Consider the following 22,452-nt stretch of genomic DNA (forward strand, 5'->3'; position numbering starts at 1 on the left):
AAATCATTTGAGATTTTCTCAATTTAATTTTTTACCATTGGACTTGTACCTCCCTATTGAACTTAGGTGAATTATAACATACACACCGTGGGTATATCTTTACGATACCAGCTTTAAACCAATAGCTGCGCCTAATACCATTGCGATAAAGACCAGTCTTTTCCACTCCTTTGATTCACCATATAGAACCATTCCTAATATTGCTCCACCAGATGCACCGATTCCCGTCCAAATTGCGTAGGCAGTTCCCATAGGCAATGTTTTCATTGCATAGGAAAGAAAGAGAAAACTTGCTCCGAATCCAAGAATTAGTAGAGCTAATGATTTCCAACTACGATCTGTATGCAATTTATTAATCATTAACACGCCAAACATTTCAAAGAGTCCTGCTACAACTAATGAAACCCAAGCCATTAAGACTCCACTCCTTCTTTTTCCTTGTCATTTGTGACTAACTTCAAACCGATGACTCCAGCTAATAATAGTAAAATCAAAAGGACTTTAACCAATTTGATAGGTTCACCAAAAAATGCAATATCTGATAAGAAAGTTCCGGCGGTGCCTAGTCCGACAAAAACAGCATAGACCGTTCCGACAGGGAGTTTTTTACCCGCCATAATCATTAGATAAAAACTTATGATGATAGCGATAACAGTCCCAGTCCAAGCCCAAAAACTATCTGCATGTTTTAATCCAATCACCCAAAAGACTTCGAAAAAGGCAGCGATTACTACTTTAATCCAGTTAATGTTCATTCAAATAGCACCTCCAATAGTATTCTTTCGCAATAAAAAAAGCCCCAGAGATAACTGTTAAAACAGTTTCTCCCAGGCTTTTATCCTTCCGTGACACAGCATAGCTGTGAGTTTTCTCTCGGACCAGACTAACAAAATTGTTACGGAACCCTAGAAAACATTATGATTTATACAATTATCTTACATTATACAGATAAGTATGTGCTATTCAAGTTTAGCAATGCCAGCAACGTTTATTTTTAAAAATTTCCTTATTATCATGGTCATCGCCCGAACCTCATACCCTATGTATAGAGGAGGGTGACAAATGTATAACAGGGAAGCCGCAGTCCGGTACGCGGATGAATGGTGGAACGCCCGCAATCCGGCATTCCCGTCGTTCGATGTGGATTGCACGAGTTTCATTTCCCAATGTCTGTTGGCAGGAGGGGCACCAATGTACGGCTATCCGAATCGCGAACGTGGTTGGTGGCTGCAGAATGGAAATTGGAGTTTCAGCTGGTCGGTAGCCCATTCGATGCGCTGGTATTTGGCGGGCTCGACGAAAGGATTGACTGCCAAGAGAGTCGATTCTGTATATGATCTCGATATAGGCGATGTCATTTGTTACGACTTTCAAGGGGATAATCGATTTGACCATACGACTATCATCACGTCCATAGACGGGCCAATCCCGCTTGTCAATGCACATACGTATGATGCCTATCATAGGACATGGGATTATAAAGATTCGTATGCCTATTCACCGAACGCCAAATACATCTTTTTCAAGATAAACGATCAGTTTTCATAATAAAAAGACGGTGCCCTATTCGGCAATCCGTCTTTCTTTTCATTCATCGTACCACAGTACTGCGAGCGTCCCTTCACCGGCGTGCACAGCAAGTGTCGAGCTGACGTCGCCGATAACGATTTCAAGATTTGGTACTTTCTCAAGAATCATCTGCTTCAGCAACTTCGCCTGTTCCAGTACATGCCCTTGCATAAGATGAATTTTGCCTTCACCTGAAGGGAAACCATCTACGACTTTATCGACCAAATATTGAAGCGCTTTCTTTTCAGAACGCACTTTATCGGTCGCTTCCAATTTACCTTCGGATGAAATCTGGATGACCGGTTTCACTTTCAACAAGCTGCCGAGGAAAAACTGGACTCCGCTCATTCTCCCGCCTTTATACAATTGTTCTAACTGTCCCATGAGGATGTAGTTGTTCACTTTGCCAGCCAACCCGTCAAGATGCTCTTTGATTTCTTCGACAGTCGCGCCTTCTTCATACATTTTCATTGCTTTTTCCATTAAACCCGTAACACCGTAAGAGAGGGAAAGTGAATCGACAAACGTCACAGGAAACTCTGCGATTTCCGCACCTGCCATGGAAGAGGCGAGGGTACCACTTAGCGCACTCGACAAATGCACGGCAAAAGCCTGTTCATAGTTTTCTGCAATCTCTTTAAACGTTTCTGCAAACTCACCTGCTGAAGGTTGAGAAGTCTTCGGGAACTCCTCAGCGTTCTTAATGTTTTCATATAGCTCATCGTTCGTCAGATCTATTCCGTCTCTGAATTGCTTGTCACCAAAATGTATATTCAATGGGATTGAATAGAAATCTGGGTGATTTTTTAATTCATCGGAAATAAATGCTGTACTGTCCGTTATCCAAGCCATTGGTTTCTTTGTCATTTGTCAGCCATCCTTTTCAAAACATTCGCTTCTTTCATTACTATACTATAGAAAGTAATTTCTAGGAATAGTAATAACGTTTTTAGTTGAATAGAATACAAGGATTGCAGGTAATTCCCTAGAATGACTGAATTCGTGTATAATGGGGCTAGTATGGTATAAAGGAGAATCCCGAATTATGAATGAACAAGCATTATCCGTAAAAGATGCAATTGTGAACCGCCGTTCGGTTAAAAACTTTAATGGACAGCCGGTTGATCTCGATAATATAAATGCGATATTGGACGATGCGAGATGGGCACCGAACCATGGTTTACGCAACCCATGGCGTTTTATTGTCGCTGCTAATACGGAATACATCAAGTTTCAGGATGTACTGAAGGAATATGGCGTTCCTAAATGGAAAGAGCTCTCTGAAGAAGATCTTGAAAAGCAGATGAAGAAGTTCAGTGGTGCAGGCGCGGTCGTTCTTGTTATCGTGAACGAAGATGCACGTCAGAAAGAAAGACTCGAAGACTTTGCAGGTGCAAGTGCGCTTATTCAAAATGCGATGCTTCTTGCGTGGGATCGTGGCATCGGTACGTGTTGGAAAACGCCTCCGTTCCTTGATAATCCGAAGTTCCGTGAAGAACTTGGTGTGAAGCCGGGAGAACGTATTATTAGCATGTTGCAATTCGGCTATTATGACGACATTCCGAAAAACCGTGTGCGCACGCCTCTTGAGGACATCGTGATCTATTACGGAATGGACGACAAAGAGACTTCTGAACAATAAAAAAAGGCAATCCGTTTTGAACGCGGATTGCCTTTTATTTATTTCTTCAGCTCATCTTTTGAGAATGAAGCGATTTTTTCATAATAATCGACAATGACACGTAACCCTTTGTCGAAGTTCTCTAAATGGAAATGTTCGTTAGGTGCATGGAAATTCTCGCTGGACAATCCGAAGCCCATTAGAACGACCGGTAAATTCAGTATTTCATCAAACACCGCAACGATCGGAATGGAGCCGCCCATGCGTGTGAAAGCTGTTGGCACATCATATATCTTTTCATAAGACTCACCCGCAGCTTGAATGGCAGGGTGATCGAAAGGTGTAATGAAAGGTTTTCCTTTATCAAATTCACTAACTGTTACGGTAACACCTGCAGGCTTGTGTGCTTCAATATGGGCTTTCAATTTCTTCACGATGTCATCCGGATCCTGATCGGGGACAAGTCGGCAAGTAATCTTCGCTCCGGCTTCAGCAGGCAAAACTGTCTTTATGCCTTCACCGGAAAATCCACCGAACACGCCATTCACTTCAAGTGTAGGGCGCGTCCAAGTCTGTTCCAAATACGAATAGCCTTTTTCACCGAATAGCTCATTGACACCGATTTCTTCTTTCAATCCTTCTTCGTCGAAGTTCAACGCTTTATACGCTGCGCGTTCTTCATCTTCTAAAGGACGGACATCTGTGTAGAAACCTTCAACTGCAATCGTTCCTTCCTTGTCGTGGAATGAAGCAAGAATCTCTGCTATCGCATGGATTGGATTTTGTACGCCTCCTCCGTAAATGCCGGAATGCAAATCGCCTTTTGCACCTTTGACATCAATTTGGACACCTGCAAGACCGCGCAAGCCGTAACAGACGGCAGGTTTCCCTGGACCGTACATGCCTGTATCGGAGATGACAATAATATCTGCTGCTAGTTTTTCTTTGTTCTCTTCAATATATTTTTCAAGGCTCGGGCTGCCGACTTCCTCTTCACCTTCAATAATGAACTTAATGTTGACGGGCAGTGTGCCGTCTTCTTTCATTAATGCCTCAACCGCGAGGACATGCATGAACACTTGTCCTTTGTCGTCACTCGCACCGCGTGCAAACAATTTATTGTCACGGACTTCAGGCTCGAATGGGCCGCTTTCCCATAAATTTAACGGATCAACGGGCTGGACATCGTAATGGCCATAGAACAAAATTGTCGGTTTCCCTTCAGCATGGAGCCAATCGCCATAGACGACAGGGTGGCCATCTGTTTTGTCGATCGAAATATTTTCAAGCCCTGCTTTTTGCAATGAATCTTTCAACCACTCCGCCGCTTTTTTCATATCTCCGTTATGCTCGGATAGTGCACTAATACTCGGAATTCGTAAGAAATCTTTTAATTCTTCTAGATGAGCTTCACGTTTGGATGTAAAATATGCATCAAGTTTTTCTGAATGATTCAATTCAATCCCTCATTTCAAAAGTAATTTTGCCGATAAAGGTAGTATATCATGTCAGAAGGTTTCAAGTTATTCTAACGGACGGATGAAGTAGAGTGTGATATGATATGTAAAAGTTACTAAATGAACGAACAGTCGAACTACAGAAACTCCAGGAGGAATCACTTTTGTTTATTGCACTTGGGTTCTTTTTATTCATGTCTTTCTTCTTATCAGGAAGTGAGACCGCACTGACTGCGGTGAATCGCATGAAAGTGCAATTGCGGGCCGAACAAGGTGACCGCAAAGCGATAAAATTAAGAGATCTCATATCGAAACCTGACAGGATGATTACAGCAATCCTTATCGGGAACAATATAGCGAACATTATGATGCCGACAATCGTAACGATGATTGCCATCGACAGGGGCCTGCAAGTAGGGGTGATGACGGGGATTTTAACAGTCGTCCTCATCGTATTTGGAGAAGTGCTGCCAAAGACAATTGCTGCGACCTTCGCCGACAAAGTGGCATATGTCGTTGCGCCAACAATTTCCATCCTCGTCAAATTGCTTACGCCATTGACGGCACTTCTTGCTTTGTTTACAAATGTCTTTATCCGCATTATCTCCAAAGGGGCAGTAACGGAAGCGACATTGACAAAAGAAGAACTGCGATCGATGGTGGACATCGCATCGACGGAAGGTACGTTTGAACAGGAAGAGTCCCAGCGTCTAAAGGGTGTACTCGATTTCCCTGATAAGGATGTTTCTGACGTCATGGAAACGCACCGTACAGATATTGTCGGGTTGCCAATCGAATCCACATATGAAGAAGTACGCGACACGATTCTCGAATACTTCTACACGCGCTATCCGATTTACGAAGAAAGCATCGATCGCGTCGTCGGTATTTTTTATTCGAAGATGTTAATTGAGTGGTCGATGAAACCTGAAATGAAACTATCCGAACTGATTGATGATGAACCGTTATTCGTCGTGCAGACGGCTAGTGTCGAAAAAGTGTTCAAACTTATGCTTGCCAGAAAGAAGCACATGGCTATCGTTCTGGATGAATACGGCGGCACGCTTGGAATCGTCACGCATGAAGATATTATTGAAGAGATGATTGGACAAGACATCGAAGACGAAACGGACTTCGATGAAGAAGTGCTTGTCTACGAAAAAGATGAACATATCCTTGTCTGTCATGGTCGGTTGGAAATTATCGATGCCATCGACTTACTAGGAGCTGAACTGCCGACGGACCACGAAACAATTGGCGGCTTCGTCATGCAAGAACTCGGCCACGTACCTGAACCAGGCGAACGGTTTACATACGAAAACCTCTTTTTCGAAATAGAAGAATTGGACAGAAGTCGTATTGTGAAGATGAAGATTACGAAACGAACCGAAGAAGTATAATAGAAAAACTGCTGTGTACTGATGCTATTTGTCAGATACATGGCAGTTTTTGTTTTAGCAAATGATATATAACGGCAAATCGCGGCGACCGCTCAATGTCTTCGCACAACCGCTCAATGTCTACGCATAACCGCTTAATATGAGTCAAGAATCGCTCAATGTCTCCGCATAACCGCTCAATATGAGTCGAGAATCGCTCAATGTCTTCGCACAACCGCTCAATATGAGTCGAGAATCGCTCAATGTCTTCGCACAACCGCTCAATATGAGTCGAGAATCGCTCAATGTTGCCGGCTAGATGCTCGGGTCATAAGTCAGCTCTGTTAAACGGCAAAAAGCACCGTTTCTCATTTCTGCCTTATGCCTGTCGCATCTAAGCAAGCGCCTTCCGCATTTCTAGTGTCCAGCTCCGAGTGGCAGCTGCTCGGGTCGTTTCAAGATAGAGGTAAAGGCAAAAAACGCCTTTTCCTCTATCTCTCCAACGCCTGTCGCAGCTGGACGCCACTCTCCGCTTTTCTATACTTACAAATTTGTAAGCTAGGTGAAAGCCAAAGCGATAGTTTGTAATGTTGACTTAGCTGATAATAAGGTTAACAGTTACAAGACGGAGGGCGTTTAAAAATGAAAATTGACTTAGCAGAGCTATACGACGAATATGGCCGTTATATATATCACTTATGTTTAAAATTGACTCGCAATAAAGAGGAAGCCGAAGATCTTATGCAGGATGTATGGGTGAAGGTGGTCCGCTATAGCAGCAAAATGGATGACGTTGATCGTATGAAAGCTTGGTTGACGACGATTTGCATGAATACGTTCCGCGACCGTTATCGTAAAGATGTACGACGAAGTAAGCACGTTATGAACCAACCTGATACATTGGACGTTCCGATACTCGATTTGGTTCCCAGCGATAAGCCGACACCTGTTGAAATGATTGAACAGAACGATATTCAACTTATGGTACAAGAGAAAATCAGCTTGTTGGATAGTATTTATCGCACTACAATTGAATACTTCTACGTGCACCAATATTCGTTGATTGAAATTGCCGATTTGATGAAAGTATCTATTGGTACGGTAAAATCTCGACTATTCCGCGCGAAGAAATATTTGAAAGAATTAATGATGGATGATACAACAGTTCAAGAATACGTTACTGCTTAATAAAAGATTGTTAAATTGTATAGGACAGGCGAAGGGACACTTACATCCCTTCGCCTTTTCGCGTGTAAACTCTATCTTAATTACCAAAATATACGTCCATTCCACTAGTTTGTAAGCAAGCACGAGAGGGAATCGATCTAATAGAAAACGAGGTGGATCGGATGAAGCGCAACCGCAAATGGGCACGACCGAAATGGATAATGTTGATGGCCGTGTTGCTATTTTTACTTCTTTACATAGGCGTCATTAGTTGGCATACGTTTAAGCCGTTGCCTGAAGGTGTTAATTACCAAGGGGATATACATTGGACGGATGACGTTGAAATGTTCACTGATCTTACGTTCGCACAAAATAAAAAAGGCGATGGAATGGTTCATGAGAACACCATATTCGATGAAATCTACAAGATGATTGACGAAGCTGAATCTTTTATTGTATTGGATATGTTCTTGATGGACCATTATTCCGACGAAGACATCGACTTTCCGAAAATTGCAGAAACACTCACTGAGAAATTGGTAGAAAAGAAAAAGTCTACTCCTGACATAAATATTGTTTTTATAACAGATCCACTCAACACTGGATACGGGTCGTATGAATCGAAATGGTTTGACGCGTTGGAAGAGGCGGATATTGAAGTTGTCTATACGAATCTCGACAAGTTAAGGGATTCAACGCCAATCTATTCAGGATTATACCGGACAATTTTCCGATGGGTTAATTTTGAAAAGGAAGGTTGGATTGACAACGCGATGGCGAGTAAAGCGCCGAAAATGACATTGCACTCTTATATGATTTTATTGAACGTCAAGGCAAATCACCGAAAAACGATTGTGACAGATAAGGAAGCGCTCGTCACTTCAGGTAATCCGCATAATGCAAGTGGCTTCCATGGGAATGTCGCCATGAAAGTATCCGGAACGGTCCTCAATGACATTCTAGAAGCGGAAGAAGCGGTCGTGCGCTATACGAACGGAGGTACATTGCCGCGCGTAAAAGTGGAAGCACCTGACGATGGAGAATATGCAGTTCAATACTTGACAGAGAAAAAGATTCTTGACGGATTACTTGGTGATATTGTAGCTGCTCAAACCGGTGACTCGATTAGAATGGGCATGTTCTTCGTAGCTATGCCTGAAGTCGTCGAAGCAATAGTGGACGCTGCGAATCGGGGTGTAAGCGTTGAAATGATTCTTGACCCGAACGAAAATTCATTTGGTAATGAAAAATCTGGCCTCCCGAATCGGCCAGTCTTGCAAAAAATGATGGATGAAACCGACGGGGAAATTAAAGCGCGCTGGTACAATACCGTAGTCGGACAGTACCATACAAAGCTTGTCGTCATCCAGACGGCAGAAGATACGTATATTACGAATGGATCAGCGAATCTCACTGATAGGACACTTAACAATTACAATTTGGAAGCGAATTTGCGGATTATTGCTCCGAACGACAGTGAATTGGCTAAAGAAATCGATGCGTATTTCAATCGGCTGTGGAATAATGAAGACGCGCTTTATACGTTAGATTTTGAAGAGTACCAAGATAGCTTCACATTTTTCCAACGAGGCATTTATCGTCTGCAAGAATTATTGAAGGTCACGACTTATTAAAAAAATGCATGGGATGAATTACGCAATCCCGTGCATTTTTGTGTTCGTTAGTAAGCTTGTTCAGCCAACTGCTTATTCAACTCAGCGAGACGGATTTCCATCTTGGCAAGCCTATCTTCGGCTTTATGGACGGAATCGGCATGACCTGTCGATTCCAATTTTTCGATATCTCCTTGCAAGCTAATGTAATCCATTTTTAGTTCGGCGATTTCCGATTCGATTTGTCGTTTGTCCATAAGAAAAGCCTCCTTTGCTTTTCTTCAGTGTAGCATATCGGACATTGTTTTTTTGCTTGTCGCGCGTTCCGGATGCTCTAAAGAATAAAAGATCGTTTCTACAACTTTGTCGAGTCCGTCTCCAAGATTCAGAGCAAGTTGACGTTGGATTGTGCGCTTGCGCAATGACTCATGCAACAACGGTTCCATAATGGCGTTGAGCAAATTCGACTGTTTCACTTTGCGCCCGAGACCGAGATGGGCGAATCCATGTTTGTCGGTAGGGAATGCAAGTCCTAACTCAAAATCATTTTGTGCAAGGACGATGCATGGAATTCCCATTACCGCCACTTCATAAGGCATATAGCTGGAACTGCAAAGAATCACATCAGCTGTCGAGTAAATGTCTTGGACATCATAAGGGGGCTTTTTGACAGTCGTATTTCTTCTGCCGAGTGCCATCATTTGAAGCGTGCTTATGTCATGAGAATAACGCTCGCCAATTAAAATAGTCACTCTTAGTGGTATTTGCAATTGTGATACATGGCGTAAGGCACGATAGGAAAGATTGCCTTCATCTTCCTCGCCGAAAGAAATGACGAGATGGGGAAGTGAACTTGGTTGCGGTTTCTGTAAGCCTTGTTTTGCATATGCTAGCAAAGAAGGGTCGGCTATGAACAATTTTCGGTCAACGGTGTAATGATCGGGATACCCTTCACTCATATCTTCCTGTAAAGTTTGCAAGACGAAATCAGCTTTTAGACCGCCATCACCGAAATCGTCAAAATGTAAAATGGATGGTACGATTTCACGGATCTTGTCTACCTCTTCGGCAATGGTGTTTCCTGTGTCGCGAATAAGTAGATTTGGTTGAAGTAATGCGAGTGTCTGCAGAAGGTTGCTGTTTTTACCGATCTCAATCGATTTGAAATTTTGTGGAGGTGAAGGAGAGTTTTCACCGAAAATGAATATGACATTTGCTTTTTTTGCAATTTCTTTTGCAAGCAAAGCCGCTCTTGTAGCGGGATATGAACCTTTGCCATCTGACCTGTTAATGTAGATCGCGACGTTTTTCTTCTTTTGATTTTCTATTGGAATCACCCTTTCTAAACCTACGGATCAACTGCTCTCCTTTTCACCCTATGATTTAGAGAATAGAGTTATGTACAAATACATTGAATGGTGTAGGAATTGTGGTAAACTAACAGTCAATCTAGACAGAACGGAGTGTTTCCATGTTTGATTCATTGTTGTTTGATTTAATGTTAGTCATACTCATAGGGATTCTCTCCCAGTGGGTGGCATGGAAATACAGAATGCCCGCAATTGTCGTCATGGCTGTTGCAGGATTGCTTGTCGGGCCGATCTTTGGGTTGATTAATCCACAGGAAAGCATGGGCGAACTGTTTGGCCCAATCATTACATTTGCGGTAGCGATCATTCTATTTGAAGGTAGTTTGAACTTGGATGTCCGGGAAATTAGAGGATTCAGCAAGCCGGTAGGTCGTATCGTCACAATAGGCGCATTCATCGCCTGGATTGCAGGCTCGTTAGCTGCCCATTATTTGGCGGGCTTGTCGTGGGAAGTGTCGTTCATCATCGGTGGATTATTCATTGTAACGGGTCCGACTGTCATTTTGCCTCTACTTCGGCAGGCAAAACTTAAGCCCCGTGTAGCTGCAATATTGAAATGGGAAGGCATAGTCGTCGATCCATTTGGTGCTTTGCTAGCTGTCTTTGCATTTGAATTCATTAAATTCATTAATAGCGAAGTGACATTGAACGCGTTATTGCTGTTTTTTGCCGCTTCCGCTTTTGCAGTAATTATTGGATGGGTAGCTGCTCTCATCATTGGAAATGCGTTTGAGCGAGGAAGCATTCCAGAGTATTTGAAAGCACCTATCCTCTTTGTTGTCGTTCTGTCCGTCTTCGTCTTTTCAGATGAAATCATGCATGAAACGGGCTTACTAGCCGTAACTGCTATGGGGATGAAGATGGCGAATATGCGTCTGACGACATTGAATGATGTGCGTCATTTTAAAGAGGACATATCTGTTCTTCTTATATCAGGAATCTTTGTCATGTTGACAGCGTCGCTTGATCCTAAAATATTGATTGAAATCTTTAATCCGTCAATTGTACTGTACGTGACGGCAATGCTCTTTGTTGTACGCCCGCTGTCCATTTGGATTTCAACCATCGGAACAGATTTGAGTATTCGAGAAAAACTGTTAATCGGTTGGATTGCTCCGCGAGGAATTGTTGCACTCACCGTGTCAGGGTATTTTGCGACAATCTTGCTTGAAAAAGGCTATGAAGATGCCGAGCTGCTTACAGCGTTAACCTTTGCGCTTGTTCTTTCAACCGTAGTTCTACACGGTTTCTCCATCGGATTTGTCGCCAAGAAGTTGAATTTGACGACAACAGACGAGTCTGGAGTCGCGATTATCGGCGGTTCAAAGTTTGCAGCAGAGCTTGCGCAATCCGTTAAAGATACGGGGAATGAAGTGCTCATTCTCGATCAGACGTGGGCAGGACTTGCTGAAGCAAGAAAACTTGGTTTGAGCAGTTATGTAGGGGATATTCTTTCTGAACAAATTGAGTATCATATTGACTTGACGCCATATCGTTATATGCTTGCGATGACGAAATCAGATATTTATAATGCACACATTTGTGCAGATTTTGCCCCGGATTTAGGACGGAAGAATTTATTCCAAACGGCATTCCATGTTGGAAGAGATACGGAAGGATTCACAATAACCGGTGGCCAGTCGCTGTTTACACCAGCCATTTCAATCTATGAGTTGGAAGATCGCATGCATGCCGGGCATGGAATCCGCAAGACGTTGTTGACGAAACAGTACAGTTATACACAATATTTACGTGAACGTGATGACAAGTCCATATTACTCTATATTTTACGTGCAGATGGCTCAATAGAATTCTTTACACCTAAGGATGAGTTGCAAGCTACTGCAGGAGACGCAATAATATCCCTGACGTCGCCAGCAAAAACGATTGAACGGGTAAAAGAGCGTTTAGAAGAAGAGCATGGAGAGAAAAAGGTGCCTTACGAGCAATTGGAAGAACTGTTCATTGAGGAACCAAAAGAAGAGAAACGAGAAATCCCAGGAGCCTCTCCTATGTCGACCATAAATGCCAAATAAGCTTAAAATAAAGTATTCGGATAAGCTGTTATGGTACGATTGAAGATGGATATACAGCTTTGAGGAGGATGAACATTGAAAGTTTTGTTAGTAGACGGAACAATTATCGGCAATAAAACGGGTGCCGTGCTCGATACTGTCGAAACATATGTGAAAGAAACGAACGGAAATTTTGAAATTGAGAGGATGGATTTGGCCACTTATGACCACCAATTCGTGGATGGCCGTCCATCTGACCAATACAATGATGATATGAAAAAACTCGTCAAGAAATTTGAAGAGGCGGATGCTTATATACTTGCTACGCCAATCTTCCAAGGATCAATACCTGGCGTATTGAAAAACGCTTTTGATATGCTGCATCCGCATGCGATGCGCTACAAACCAGTATCCATAGTTGCGAATGGTGGCACGTATCAACACCATCTCGTAGTGGAAAATCAGCTTAAGCCGATATTGGATTACTTCCGTTGTCTCGTAACGCCAAATTATGTATACACACATTCTGGGCATTTCGACCAAGACAATCGGATTATTGATGAAGATGTCCATAACCGACTGCGGGAACTGGCAAGGGTATTTGCTAAATATGCGGATATGAGCAGTGACTTATCCAAAGATATGCTGGATGCTAATTGAATAGCTCAATAGAGCCTGTCACTCCTTTGTAATTATAAGGATGATAGGCTCTTTTATTTTGTTGGTGAATAAAAGAAGTATCAAATAAATGAAATTTATTAGGAAAAAAGCACTGCGGATTTTGTCGAAATATAGTATCATATAAATAGTAGTAGTATTGCGATTTTATAGAGCGTATTTCGATGGAAATACAACGGAGAGAAGGAAGATATGAATAAGTCACTTAGCGTCCAGAAAAGACTTTGGTTATTTTTTTTCGCCATCATCATTATTCCGAATGCACTAGAAGAGGTCATTACCCGGTTATTTAGTCTACATTTCACTAATGTCATGTGGTACGAAGTACTTGATACTGTAATAATGCTTTTCTTTTCAGTTCCTGTATTCCTTTACCTCATTAAACAAAGTGACCGATATGCCGGGGAATTGGAATATCAGCTAATTGAAAACGAAAAGATTATTGAAGAGATAGAAATGAAAAACAAAGAACTGATTTACGCTGCAAATACGGATCACTTGACACAATTGCCCAATCGCCCGAATTTGTTTTATGCTTTGGATCACCATGTGTTAACAGGCTTGTCTGAAAAAGTCGGAATCCTATTCATAGATCTAGACAGATTCAAAATTATCAACGATACGATGGGCCATCTATATGGGGATTTGTTTCTGAAAGAAGTCGCTGACCGGCTGAAAAGTCACTTGCCGGCTGCGCATCAGCTATTTCGGCATGGTGGGGATGAGTTCATTATTGTCGTCCCGGATAGTGACGAAGAGGAATGTGAAAAGTTTGCGAAAGCAATTCTGGTTTTGTTTGAAACGCCTTTTGCTTTTAAAGGAGAAGAGCTTTTCACGACAGTCAGCATAGGAATCAGTGTCTTCCCTGATCACGGGAAAAATGCTGAAACGTTATTGAAGCATGCCGACAAAGCGATGTATTGCGCAAAAGCGCACGGTGGTAATACAAGTTGCCTCTATTCTTTATTAGATGGAGAAAGTGACGTGCGGCAAATGAAGCTGGAAAATGGCTTACGGACATCGATTGAGAATGAGCAATTGCAAATAGTCTATCAGCCGATCATCAATTTACAAACGACGCGTGTGGCAGGTCTTGAAGCATTGCTTCGATGGGAACATCACGAATTAGGTAATATATCACCTGCTGAATTCATACCGATTGCCGAAAAGAATGGAATGATTATCACTATTGGAAAATGGGTGTTGGAGACGGCATGCCGTCAATTGGGAGAATGGCAATCGGATGGTTTTTCGGAACTTTGTATGGCGGTAAACGTATCCACAAGACAAATCTATGAAAAAGGGTTTTCTGAATCGGTGAAAGTTATATTGGAGGAAACTGGTGTCAATCCTTCAAAACTGACGTTGGAAATCACTGAATCACTTATGCAAGACCATAACTTTTCGACACATGTGTTTAAGGAGCTGAAAGAGATCGGTGTTCAGCTTTCAATAGATGATTTTGGAACGGGCTATTCTTCATTGAGCGTGTTGAGTTCATCTCAAATTGATCGGTTGAAAATCGATCAGTCATTCACACAAGGGATGTTAGGGGACGGTAAGACGCAATCGATTGTAAAAACGATCATCGATATGGGAGCGAATTTAGATCTTGAACTTATCGCAGAGGGTATAGAGACGCAAGAACAGGAAGAGACATTAAGGCAATTCGGCTGCCAGTATGGTCAAGGCTACTATATTAGTCGTCCTCTTTCCGCTGAAAAGGTGGATATGTATTTATTTGCGAAGTCTCGGTGATTCAGTGCGTTCAATGATATTGATTGTCTGGAGGGGACGGCATGGATTTCACAAGGGGAATGTTGCTGGAAAAAGTATTGATGGACGGGATTAAAGAAATTCTGTTAATCATTCGGGTTTCTGATGAGGGAGAACTTTATTATGAATATATAAACCGTGTAGCGATTAATAGAACGTCTCTTACCGCGGAAGCTGTCGGAAGAAAATTAGGTGAAGTGCATACGTCAGAAGACTTCGAATTTTTCAAGTCGAATCATATGAAAGTCATCTATACAAAACAGGAATATTCGTATGAAGACAGTTTCATTTCTCCATGCGGTGGTCGTTACTATTCGCAAAGCCGGTTGACGCCGTTATTTGACGAGAATGGTATTGTGCAGTACATAGTTGTATTGGTGCACGATATAACGAGTGAAAAGGAAGCTGAATTAGCTTTGAAAAGTTCAAATGAAATGCTTTTAGAAAGTCGTGATCAGTTTAGAATCATTGCGGAAAACTCCCATGATCTAATTCTTCTCATTAGCGTTGATGGCTTTATCAATTTCATTTCACCGAGTTGTGAAGAGTTGCTAGGAATTCCAAGCAATGAATTCGAAGGACAGCATTATACCGTCTTTGTTCATCCTGAAGAGCAACAGCTACTAAAAGATGCTTTTCGCCATGCCGTCACTTATAAACAGCCATTGAAAGGGAAATACCGCATGCAGAACAGCATTGGCATGTGGATCTGGTTTGAATTACACGGATCGCCTGTGTTCAATGATCAAGGTGTATATAGTCATTTTGTTGCAGTGTCCCGTGATATTACAACAAGTCATGAATATGAAAATAAATTGAAGTACTTTGCTTATAATGATGTGTTGGCCGATTTACCGAATCGACGTCTTTTCCTAAATAACTTGACGACGGCTTTATCTAGAAACGATTCATCAGAAAAACAAGTAGTCCTACTTTTGCTGGATATCGATGATTTCAAACTTATTAATGACAGAAATGGACATCATGTCGGTGATTTGGTCATTAAGGAATTTGCTAACCGTCTTAAGCAAGTGGTTAATTGTGAAGAGAAAACGGTTTCACGGCTTGGTGGGGATGAGTTTGCCATCATTTTGCCTTCTATCGGTAAAGTGGAAGAAGCGGAGTTGATAGCAAAAGACATATTGCGCATCATGCGCGAATCGTGGATGTTTGAAAATCGCACATTCCATGTCACTACTAGTATCGGTCTTGCGGTAGCTTCAAAAAAGCATGAAACGAATGATTCTCTTATGAAAAAAGCCGATATGGCATTGTATGAAGCGAAAGAGTCAGGAAGAAACAGCTTCCGTCTATATAAATGAAATTAGCAAGGGCCTCCTGTATTCATCCGGGAGGCCTTTATGTGTGCTGTCCTATAATCGGATGGCATGCATCAATTAGGAGACTCCCGTATAATTGATATATGAAGAAAGGGGATTTTTTTATGTCCAAATCAGTCGTATTAGCCGAAAAGCCCTCGGTAGCAAGGGATATTGCCAGAGTGCTCGGATGTACTAAAAAAGGGAATGGATTTTTGGAAGGACAGAAATATATTGTAACTTGGGCGCTTGGTCATCTAGTGACACATGCAGATCCTGAAGGATACGGAAATGAATATAAAGAATGGAAACTGGAACTGCTTCCAATCATTCCTGAACCATTTAAGCTGACACCGATACGTCAGACATCTAAACAGTTCAACATCGTGAAAGCGCAACTGCGTCGCAATGACGTAACGGACGTGATCATTGCGACAGACGCTGGACGCGAAGGAGAGCTTGTTGCCCGATGGATACTCGAAATGTCGAAAAATCGTAAACCGGTGAAACGTCTATGGATTTCTTCAGTAACCGACAAAGCGATCAAAGACGGATTCAATAATTTGAAGGATGGTCGCGCGTATGAAAACCTGTTCAAAGCTGCCGTCGCCCGAGCCGAGGCCGATTGGGTTGTAGGAATTAACGCGACACGGGCTTTGACTGTGAAATACAATGCGCAACTATCGACAGGTCGTGTACAGACGCCGACGCTTAGTATGATTGCAGAACGTGAAAAGCAAATAAGTGATTTTAAACCGAAGTCATATTATGGTCTGCAAGCTATTACGGAAACTGCACGGTTCACTTGGTCCGATAAAACAGGTCAGACGCAGTCATTCAATAAGGAAGTTGTTGAGAAATTGCTCAGCAAGCTTGATGGCGTTCATTCGGGTAAGGTGACAGATGTTAAAACGACACCGAAGCAACAGCCGGCACCACCTTTATTCGACTTGACTGAACTGCAGAAAGAAGCGCATAAACGTTGGTCTTGGTCTGCAAAGGAAACACTATCGACGTTGCAGAATTTGTATGAGCGCCATAAAGCAGTAACCTATCCGCGGACAGACTCGAAACACTTGACGTCAGATATGGAGTCGACTTTAAAAGAACGCATTAAAGCGGTCGACATCGGTGCTTACCGGAAATCGGTCAATGTCCTGTTACGAAACAAGTCGGTGAAGCCGCAAAAAGGTGTCATAGACGATAAACGCGTTTCTGATCACCATGCAATCATCCCGACGGAAGAGACGCCGATCATGCAAAATCTGTCCGATAAGGAACAACGTCTTTATGATCTGATCGTCAAACGGTTCCTAGCGGTATTCTTCGGTCCGTTCAGATACGACCAAGTGACTGCTGAACTTCAAGTAGGTGGAGAGATGTTCAAGGCGAAAGGCAGAACGGTAACGGATGAAGGATGGAAAGCGGTTTATTCCACTGATGAAGAAGAAGAGGATTCAGATCGGTTACCTGCGTTTACGAAAGGTGCGGAAGTGGAAGTGCGCGCAGTCGTTATGACGGACGGTAAGACGAAGCCCCCTGCACGTTTCAATGAAGGGACGTTGCTCGCTGCAATGGAGAATCCGGCCCAGTTCATGGCGGGTGAGTCAAAAGATCTCATTAAGACACTAGGAGACACAGGTGGACTTGGAACTGTGGCGACGCGTGCTGATATTATCGAAAAGTTGTTCAGCTCGTTTGTCATCGAGAAAAAAGGGAATGATATTTACACAACATCCAAAGGCAGACAGTTGCTTGAACTTGTACCGGAAGATTTGAAATCACCTGCACTCACTGCAGAGTGGGAGCAGAGCCTGACGAAGATTGCTGAAGGTAAAATGAAAAAAGAAGCGTTCGTCAAGGATATGATTGCCTTTTCAAAGAAGACTGTCCATGAGATCAAAACGGATGACAAGAAATTCAGGCACGATAATGTATCTGGAAAGATGTGTCCCGATTGTGGAAAGGCGATGCTGGAAGTGAATGGCAAACGAGGAAAGATGCTCGTCTGTCAGGATCGTGAATGTGGTCATCGTCGTAACGTATCTCAACTGACGAATGCCCGATGCCCGAACTGCAAAAAGAAATTGGAGTTGCGCGGGGAAGGGGACGGAAGGATCTTCGTCTGTAAATGTGGCCACCGTGAGAAACTTTCAGCATTTGAAAAACGCAGAGCGCAGTCAGGTGGCAAGAAAGCAGACAAGCGCGATGTACAGAAGTTTATGAAAAAGCAGGAAGAACCGGAAAATACGGCTATGGCAGATGCGCTAAAAAAACTATTTGATAAGTAATGGCTTGAAGTTTATTATTTGAACGAGTAAATAGTACCTCTTGAATAATCAGTTAATGGCTCTTTAGAGGGATACATTCCCCATATAAAAATGGATATAATTAGTTTACTTATTAATCGTACAGGAGGTGAGAGACATGAATGCTATTATGACGTCTGTAGCGGATCAGATGCAGCGGTATGATGCGGTTAGACGAAGAAATGCTGAGCATGCATACGATCGGCAAGCAGATTACAATGGACGTAACCAAAAAACACTTGGAGACTTGGAAGCTTTGCTGACAGGTAAAAAAGATGCTGACGTGCAACTGGAAAGCCGTGATTTCAAAAAGCTGGATGCTGGACAAGTGAAACAAATCGCACTTCCGCTCGGAAAAACATTGGAAGAAACAGTAAATGCATGGCGGGATGTCCGTCGTGAAGCGATTTCCTCTCCGGAGCAGACAACCGCCCAGCAACAATTGGCAGCAACAGCTTCAGCGAAAATCCTGGAGACGGAAGCACAGATGGCTCTTGAGAAACGCCAAGAAACCCAGATGAAGTTGGAAGCGTCACGTACTAATGCGGAATCATTGCAAGCGGCAACCATGGAACTTGCCTCCAGTCCAAAACGGGAAGAAATGTTGGAACGCAAACGTTTTGATAAAGCGATTTCTGCCTATGCCGTGCAAGTGGAAGCAAAGCAGAATGGCTTCAGTCTACAATGGCCTAGTTTCTATAAAACTGCATAAGAAGTAGAGGTAATTCATCGTAGATGATGATGCCTCTGCTTTTTTTATCGGAAAAATGGTGTATTAAAAGGCAGAACACATATATCCTCACTCATTGTCACGTGCTACAATGGATAAAGAATTCAAGTGATCCTTTGTTGGGATGGCACGGAAAGAAGAATGTATATGCGAAAGACATTTATGTGGAGATGGCTATTTTTCCTATCAGGTATGATGGTCATGTCTCTTGGGATTTCAATGACAATAAAAGGACAACGGCTCGGCATCGGACCGTGGGATGTACTCCATGTCGGATTGTATCAAAACTTTGGTCTCTCCATTGGGACATGGGGAATTATAACGGGGTTCATCATCATTCTTGTAACAGCTGCCGTTTTGAAGCAATGGCCGCAAATCGGCACATGGCTGAACATGTTGCTTATCGGGTTATTCATCGATTTGTTCAATTGGCTATTGCCTGATTTCAGCACGTTGACGGGTCAAGTCATTATCTTTACAGTCGGAGTGCTCGTTCTAGCTTATGGCATCGGCATATATGTAGCGCCAAATGTAGGAGCGGGACCACGTGATAGCCTTATGCTCATCCTCGTCGACAAGCTTGGTATCGGCGTCAAGAAAGTTCGGACGATGATTGAAGTGATTGTAGCGATTATTGGTTGGTTACTTGGCGGGCCAGTAGGGGTCGGAACGGTGATAATCGCGTTGCTGATCGGCCAAATCGTCCACTACTCATTGCCGCAATGTAGAAAGTTGTTGCTGAAAATTATTAAAGAGGATGAGAGTGTACTATTTCAGAAATAAATCAGTAATAAATATATCAACATGAAAAAACGTTCAGAAAATGAGCGTTTTTTTATGTTGGTGTTTAAGGGCATTGCCCCTCGTCACTATCTGATCCGAATGTACGTCCAACTCCACTTTATTTGTAAGGTTATTCCAAAATCCATACTTTTGATTTAATGATACACTGATATTTTCTGACGGAGTATTATTCCAATCTAATTTTTCTAATGACTTACTATTTTCTTCTTCCTGATTCTGCAAGTATTTTTCAGCAAAAATAAAGAAGCTGCCATTAAGACAACTCCATCCCGTTCTTCCATTCTTACATCTCAAGGCGAATAAAAACCTACTGATTAATGATTGTTTAATCGTTTATCCATCTGGATGGCCATCTGCTTCGAAGTTGGATTCTCTTCAAGCTGTAAGTGATTGACGATGTTTCGATAATCTGTCGCGTTTCGATTCTGGCTCATCTTATAGGCGGCCTGAATTTCCTCCACCTGGATCTTGAAGCCGACAATGCCTTTCAGTTCCTTTTCCAGGAGGGATGGGGAAAGCGTCTCCCATAAAACCGGATTTTTCCGGTTCCCTTCGTATTTTTCCAGTAGGAGGGTCAGATCTTTGATCAGTTCCTCTTTTGGTAAAATGGCTGCCTTCCCGTAGACATGGACAGCCTGATAGTTCCAGGTCGGGACATTTTCTTGTTCATACCAAGAAGAGGAGATGTAGGCATGTGGCCCTTGGAATAATACCAATGTATCTGCGGAATCTAGGAATGTCCGCCACTGGGGATTGCCGTAAGCCATATGCCCAGTTATAAAGTAATTATCCTCTTCTTTTATTAATTGCATTGGCAAGTGTGTCGCGATGGGCTTTCCTTTTTTCGTGGTGATGAGCGTTGCAAAGGAGTTCTGCTGAACAAACTCCCGGATTTCTTCCACGTCATTGACTTTAAACTGTTTTGGAATATACATATTACTCCACCTTCCCTAAAAAGATTATTAAAGTGTTCGAACCATGCAAGAAAAGTTATATAGTCGCTAGTCTCACGATTATTTTCCTTTCCAACGCTTCATTAAGAGTAAGCTCTCCACGTTATCAGCTTACCATGTTGAATTATATCTATTATGAAACAAACTTAGGTGTTTCCTCTGAGCCTGTCAGCATTGCATGTGCCTATAACAGAAGATGGATTTTCATATAACCGATTCTTACTCATCCAAAGCTAACTCTTACTATATTTTTCATCGCACATTAACCGTGGCACACCCTTGTTCCTTTATTACTCAGATAGTTTAAGTACATTTATTCACATACTTATAAAACCACTTTATCTTTAAAGCTGTTTGTATCCTTTAAGAACGTCACTGTTAGTATTTCTCAATCTTTATTCTTATTCTCATTTTTTCTTCGCTAATTGTCTCTGTTTCAGTTTCAGTGATAGTCTTAATAGAATCTGCAACTATTCGTTGAATCGACTTATCATCAATCTTTGCATCCTTTGGGAAACCTACTGCAACTGTTACTTCACCAATACCACCATCTATCATCATTGCCAGTGAATCACTATCAAGTTCCGTTTGCTCTCTAATAGATCCTAGTATTTCATCATGCAATTCTGATATTAAATTGGATATTCCGTCATACCCCCCGAATCTCTGAGCGATTACTACTTCCTGCTCGCTGTCGATTACTTCTGTTGCGGCTTCACCGATGTCAGCCGCTATAAATACGACGAAAGACAAGACTAGCACTCCAATGACGAGGGCAATACCACTTTTCTTTTTTCTTGTATCCATAATAGACAAAACTCTGTTTTTCATATTTTCTTTTCCTCCATAAAAGTAAGTTGATAATGCAGTTTTAAACCTAGACTGTTGGCCAATAACACCTATAATTGTTTCGCAGTATTGTTGTCTTTTATCCTCTTGAGAATTTTTCACCACCTCCTGATCGCAGGAAATTTCACATTGTGAGGCGATAAATCTTGCCATCAAATACACGACTGGATTAAACCAATGAATTGCCGTCGCTAAAAGCACCAAGCCCTTGTACCAAATATCTTTTCTTTTATAATGAACCAACTCGTGTGCAAGAATAAAAGATAATTCATCTTCTGAGAAATCTGTTGTAGGTAACAAGATAGTCGGAGTAATAACGCCAAAAATCATTGGGGTTGTTATTAGCGGACACCTCTGTAAATGAACTGGATTGGTAATACCCATTTCCACTTTCAGATCCTGTAAGTCGGCTAGGATTTTCTCGTCACAAATATTCTCACTCCAACGTTTCACCAATTTTATAAATTGGAGATGATGAAGAATATGGTAACCAATAACTGAAATCACACCCACAATCCAAACATATCCAATTACTGAGTAGACGGATATCGCAACGTTCGTTAGCGATCCACTTATTTCGTTATTCGCAGCCGTCACAAATTCTTTTGTACCGTTCTGCAGGATTTCGATTGGCTGAATAGTAGGTAAGTTAATTTCTAAAAATGAAAAGTCGATACTTGGTCGAAAGGGGATAATGAACCCAATCACAATTACTAGCCATACGTAATACTGCCACTTGGCTTCATAAGTTTTTGATAAAAGTGGAGAAATCAAAAATAGCAGAAGTGCTACGATTGACATCGTGATTGAACTGACAACAAGAGTGTTCAAAAAGCCCTGCAT

General features: G+C 42.2%; 20 protein-coding genes and 1 riboswitch. Of the genes, 12 read left to right on the top strand and 8 right to left on the bottom strand.

Going from position 1 to position 22,452, the window contains the following annotated elements:
• Nucleotides 1-99: 99 nt before the first annotated feature.
• Both H9649_RS12100 and H9649_RS12105 read right to left on the bottom strand, forming a co-directional pair.
• The gene (locus tag H9649_RS12100) at nucleotides 100-414 is read right to left on the bottom strand and encodes a DMT family transporter (protein ID WP_191695153.1); all 315 of its coding nucleotides are present in this window, start codon (nucleotides 412-414) and stop codon (nucleotides 100-102) included.
• Entirely contained in the window at nucleotides 414-755 is a 342-nt protein-coding gene (locus tag H9649_RS12105; RefSeq protein WP_225229845.1) for a DMT family transporter, read from the bottom strand. The genes H9649_RS12100 and H9649_RS12105 overlap by 1 nt, the downstream gene beginning before the upstream one ends.
• A 67-nt stretch (nucleotides 756-822) precedes the next feature.
• Nucleotides 823-920, bottom strand: a riboswitch (guanidine-I (ykkC/yxkD leader).
• Nucleotides 921-1,062: 142 nt separating this feature from the next.
• On the opposite strand from H9649_RS12105, the gene H9649_RS12110 reads away from it, so the two are divergent.
• Complete coding sequence (locus H9649_RS12110) at nucleotides 1,063-1,548, top strand: amidase domain-containing protein (RefSeq protein ID WP_191695154.1); 486 nt, start codon at nucleotides 1,063-1,065, stop codon at nucleotides 1,546-1,548.
• 39 nt (nucleotides 1,549-1,587) lie between these two features.
• On the opposite strand, the gene H9649_RS12115 is transcribed toward H9649_RS12110, so the two are convergent.
• Nucleotides 1,588-2,436, bottom strand: a complete 849-nt coding sequence (locus H9649_RS12115) for a DegV family protein (RefSeq protein ID WP_191695155.1) — start codon at nucleotides 2,434-2,436, stop codon at nucleotides 1,588-1,590.
• Between the two features lie 178 nt (nucleotides 2,437-2,614).
• Here H9649_RS12115 and H9649_RS12120 point away from each other — a divergent pair, with 178 nt between their 5' ends.
• Nucleotides 2,615-3,211, top strand: a complete 597-nt coding sequence (locus tag H9649_RS12120; RefSeq protein WP_191695156.1) for a nitroreductase family protein — start codon at nucleotides 2,615-2,617, stop codon at nucleotides 3,209-3,211.
• 38 nt (nucleotides 3,212-3,249) lie between these two features.
• Here H9649_RS12120 and H9649_RS12125 read toward each other — a convergent pair whose 3' ends face one another.
• Nucleotides 3,250-4,647, bottom strand: coding sequence for a dipeptidase (locus H9649_RS12125; protein ID WP_191695157.1), 1,398 nt, complete (start codon nucleotides 4,645-4,647; stop codon nucleotides 3,250-3,252).
• A 164-nt stretch (nucleotides 4,648-4,811) separates the two neighbouring features.
• Between H9649_RS12125 and H9649_RS12130 the strand changes: the two genes are divergently transcribed.
• The 3 genes from H9649_RS12130 to H9649_RS12140 all read left to right on the top strand — a co-directional run bounded on the left by H9649_RS12130 (nucleotide 4,812) and on the right by H9649_RS12140 (nucleotide 8,827).
• On the top strand, nucleotides 4,812-6,047 hold the full coding sequence (locus tag H9649_RS12130; protein ID WP_191695158.1) for a hemolysin family protein: 1,236 nt from the start codon (nucleotides 4,812-4,814) through the stop codon (nucleotides 6,045-6,047).
• 621 nt (nucleotides 6,048-6,668) lie between these two features.
• Nucleotides 6,669-7,214, top strand: coding sequence for an RNA polymerase sigma factor (locus H9649_RS12135; protein WP_191695159.1), 546 nt, complete (start codon nucleotides 6,669-6,671; stop codon nucleotides 7,212-7,214).
• A gap of 161 nt (nucleotides 7,215-7,375) precedes the next feature.
• Nucleotides 7,376-8,827 (top strand): phospholipase D-like domain-containing protein, encoded by a 1,452-nt coding sequence (locus H9649_RS12140; RefSeq protein WP_191695160.1) that lies wholly within the window; start codon nucleotides 7,376-7,378, stop codon nucleotides 8,825-8,827.
• A gap of 47 nt (nucleotides 8,828-8,874) precedes the next feature.
• Here H9649_RS12140 and H9649_RS12145 read toward each other — a convergent pair whose 3' ends face one another.
• Both H9649_RS12145 and H9649_RS12150 read right to left on the bottom strand, forming a co-directional pair.
• A complete protein-coding gene (locus H9649_RS12145; protein ID WP_191695161.1) occupies nucleotides 8,875-9,063 on the bottom strand; it encodes an SE1832 family protein in 189 nt (62 codons plus the stop codon).
• Nucleotides 9,064-9,087: 24 nt separating this feature from the next.
• Nucleotides 9,088-10,143, bottom strand: a complete 1,056-nt coding sequence (locus H9649_RS12150; RefSeq protein ID WP_191695162.1) for a hypothetical protein — start codon at nucleotides 10,141-10,143, stop codon at nucleotides 9,088-9,090.
• A 134-nt stretch (nucleotides 10,144-10,277) separates the two neighbouring features.
• Between H9649_RS12150 and H9649_RS12155 the strand changes: the two genes are divergently transcribed.
• The 7 genes from H9649_RS12155 to H9649_RS12185 all read left to right on the top strand — a co-directional run bounded on the left by H9649_RS12155 (nucleotide 10,278) and on the right by H9649_RS12185 (nucleotide 19,786).
• Nucleotides 10,278-12,212: a cation:proton antiporter gene (locus H9649_RS12155; RefSeq protein ID WP_191695163.1), complete on the top strand. Its 1,935-nt coding sequence runs from the start codon at nucleotides 10,278-10,280 to the stop codon at nucleotides 12,210-12,212.
• A gap of 75 nt (nucleotides 12,213-12,287) precedes the next feature.
• A complete protein-coding gene (locus H9649_RS12160; RefSeq protein ID WP_191695164.1) occupies nucleotides 12,288-12,851 on the top strand; it encodes an NADPH-dependent FMN reductase in 564 nt (187 codons plus the stop codon).
• A gap of 210 nt (nucleotides 12,852-13,061) precedes the next feature.
• Nucleotides 13,062-14,627, top strand: coding sequence for a putative bifunctional diguanylate cyclase/phosphodiesterase (locus H9649_RS12165; protein ID WP_191695165.1), 1,566 nt, complete (start codon nucleotides 13,062-13,064; stop codon nucleotides 14,625-14,627).
• 41 nt (nucleotides 14,628-14,668) lie between these two features.
• Nucleotides 14,669-15,967, top strand: coding sequence for a diguanylate cyclase domain-containing protein (locus tag H9649_RS12170; RefSeq protein WP_191695166.1), 1,299 nt, complete (start codon nucleotides 14,669-14,671; stop codon nucleotides 15,965-15,967).
• Between the two features lie 122 nt (nucleotides 15,968-16,089).
• Nucleotides 16,090-18,255, top strand: a complete 2,166-nt coding sequence (locus H9649_RS12175; protein ID WP_191695167.1) for a DNA topoisomerase III — start codon at nucleotides 16,090-16,092, stop codon at nucleotides 18,253-18,255.
• A 136-nt stretch (nucleotides 18,256-18,391) separates the two neighbouring features.
• Complete coding sequence (locus H9649_RS12180; protein WP_191695168.1) at nucleotides 18,392-18,985, top strand: hypothetical protein; 594 nt, start codon at nucleotides 18,392-18,394, stop codon at nucleotides 18,983-18,985.
• Between the two features lie 165 nt (nucleotides 18,986-19,150).
• On the top strand, nucleotides 19,151-19,786 hold the full coding sequence (locus H9649_RS12185; RefSeq protein WP_191695169.1) for a YczE/YyaS/YitT family protein: 636 nt from the start codon (nucleotides 19,151-19,153) through the stop codon (nucleotides 19,784-19,786).
• A gap of 335 nt (nucleotides 19,787-20,121) precedes the next feature.
• On the opposite strand, the gene H9649_RS12190 is transcribed toward H9649_RS12185, so the two are convergent.
• The gene (locus H9649_RS12190) at nucleotides 20,122-20,742 is read right to left on the bottom strand and encodes an FMN-binding negative transcriptional regulator (RefSeq protein ID WP_191695170.1); all 621 of its coding nucleotides are present in this window, start codon (nucleotides 20,740-20,742) and stop codon (nucleotides 20,122-20,124) included.
• A 396-nt stretch (nucleotides 20,743-21,138) separates the two neighbouring features.
• On the bottom strand, nucleotides 21,139-22,452 hold the full coding sequence (locus H9649_RS12195) for a M56 family metallopeptidase (RefSeq protein WP_191695171.1): 1,314 nt from the start codon (nucleotides 22,450-22,452) through the stop codon (nucleotides 21,139-21,141).

Source organism: Sporosarcina quadrami (assembly GCF_014836615.1).
Lineage (GTDB): Bacteria > Bacillota > Bacilli > Bacillales_A > Planococcaceae > Sporosarcina > Sporosarcina quadrami.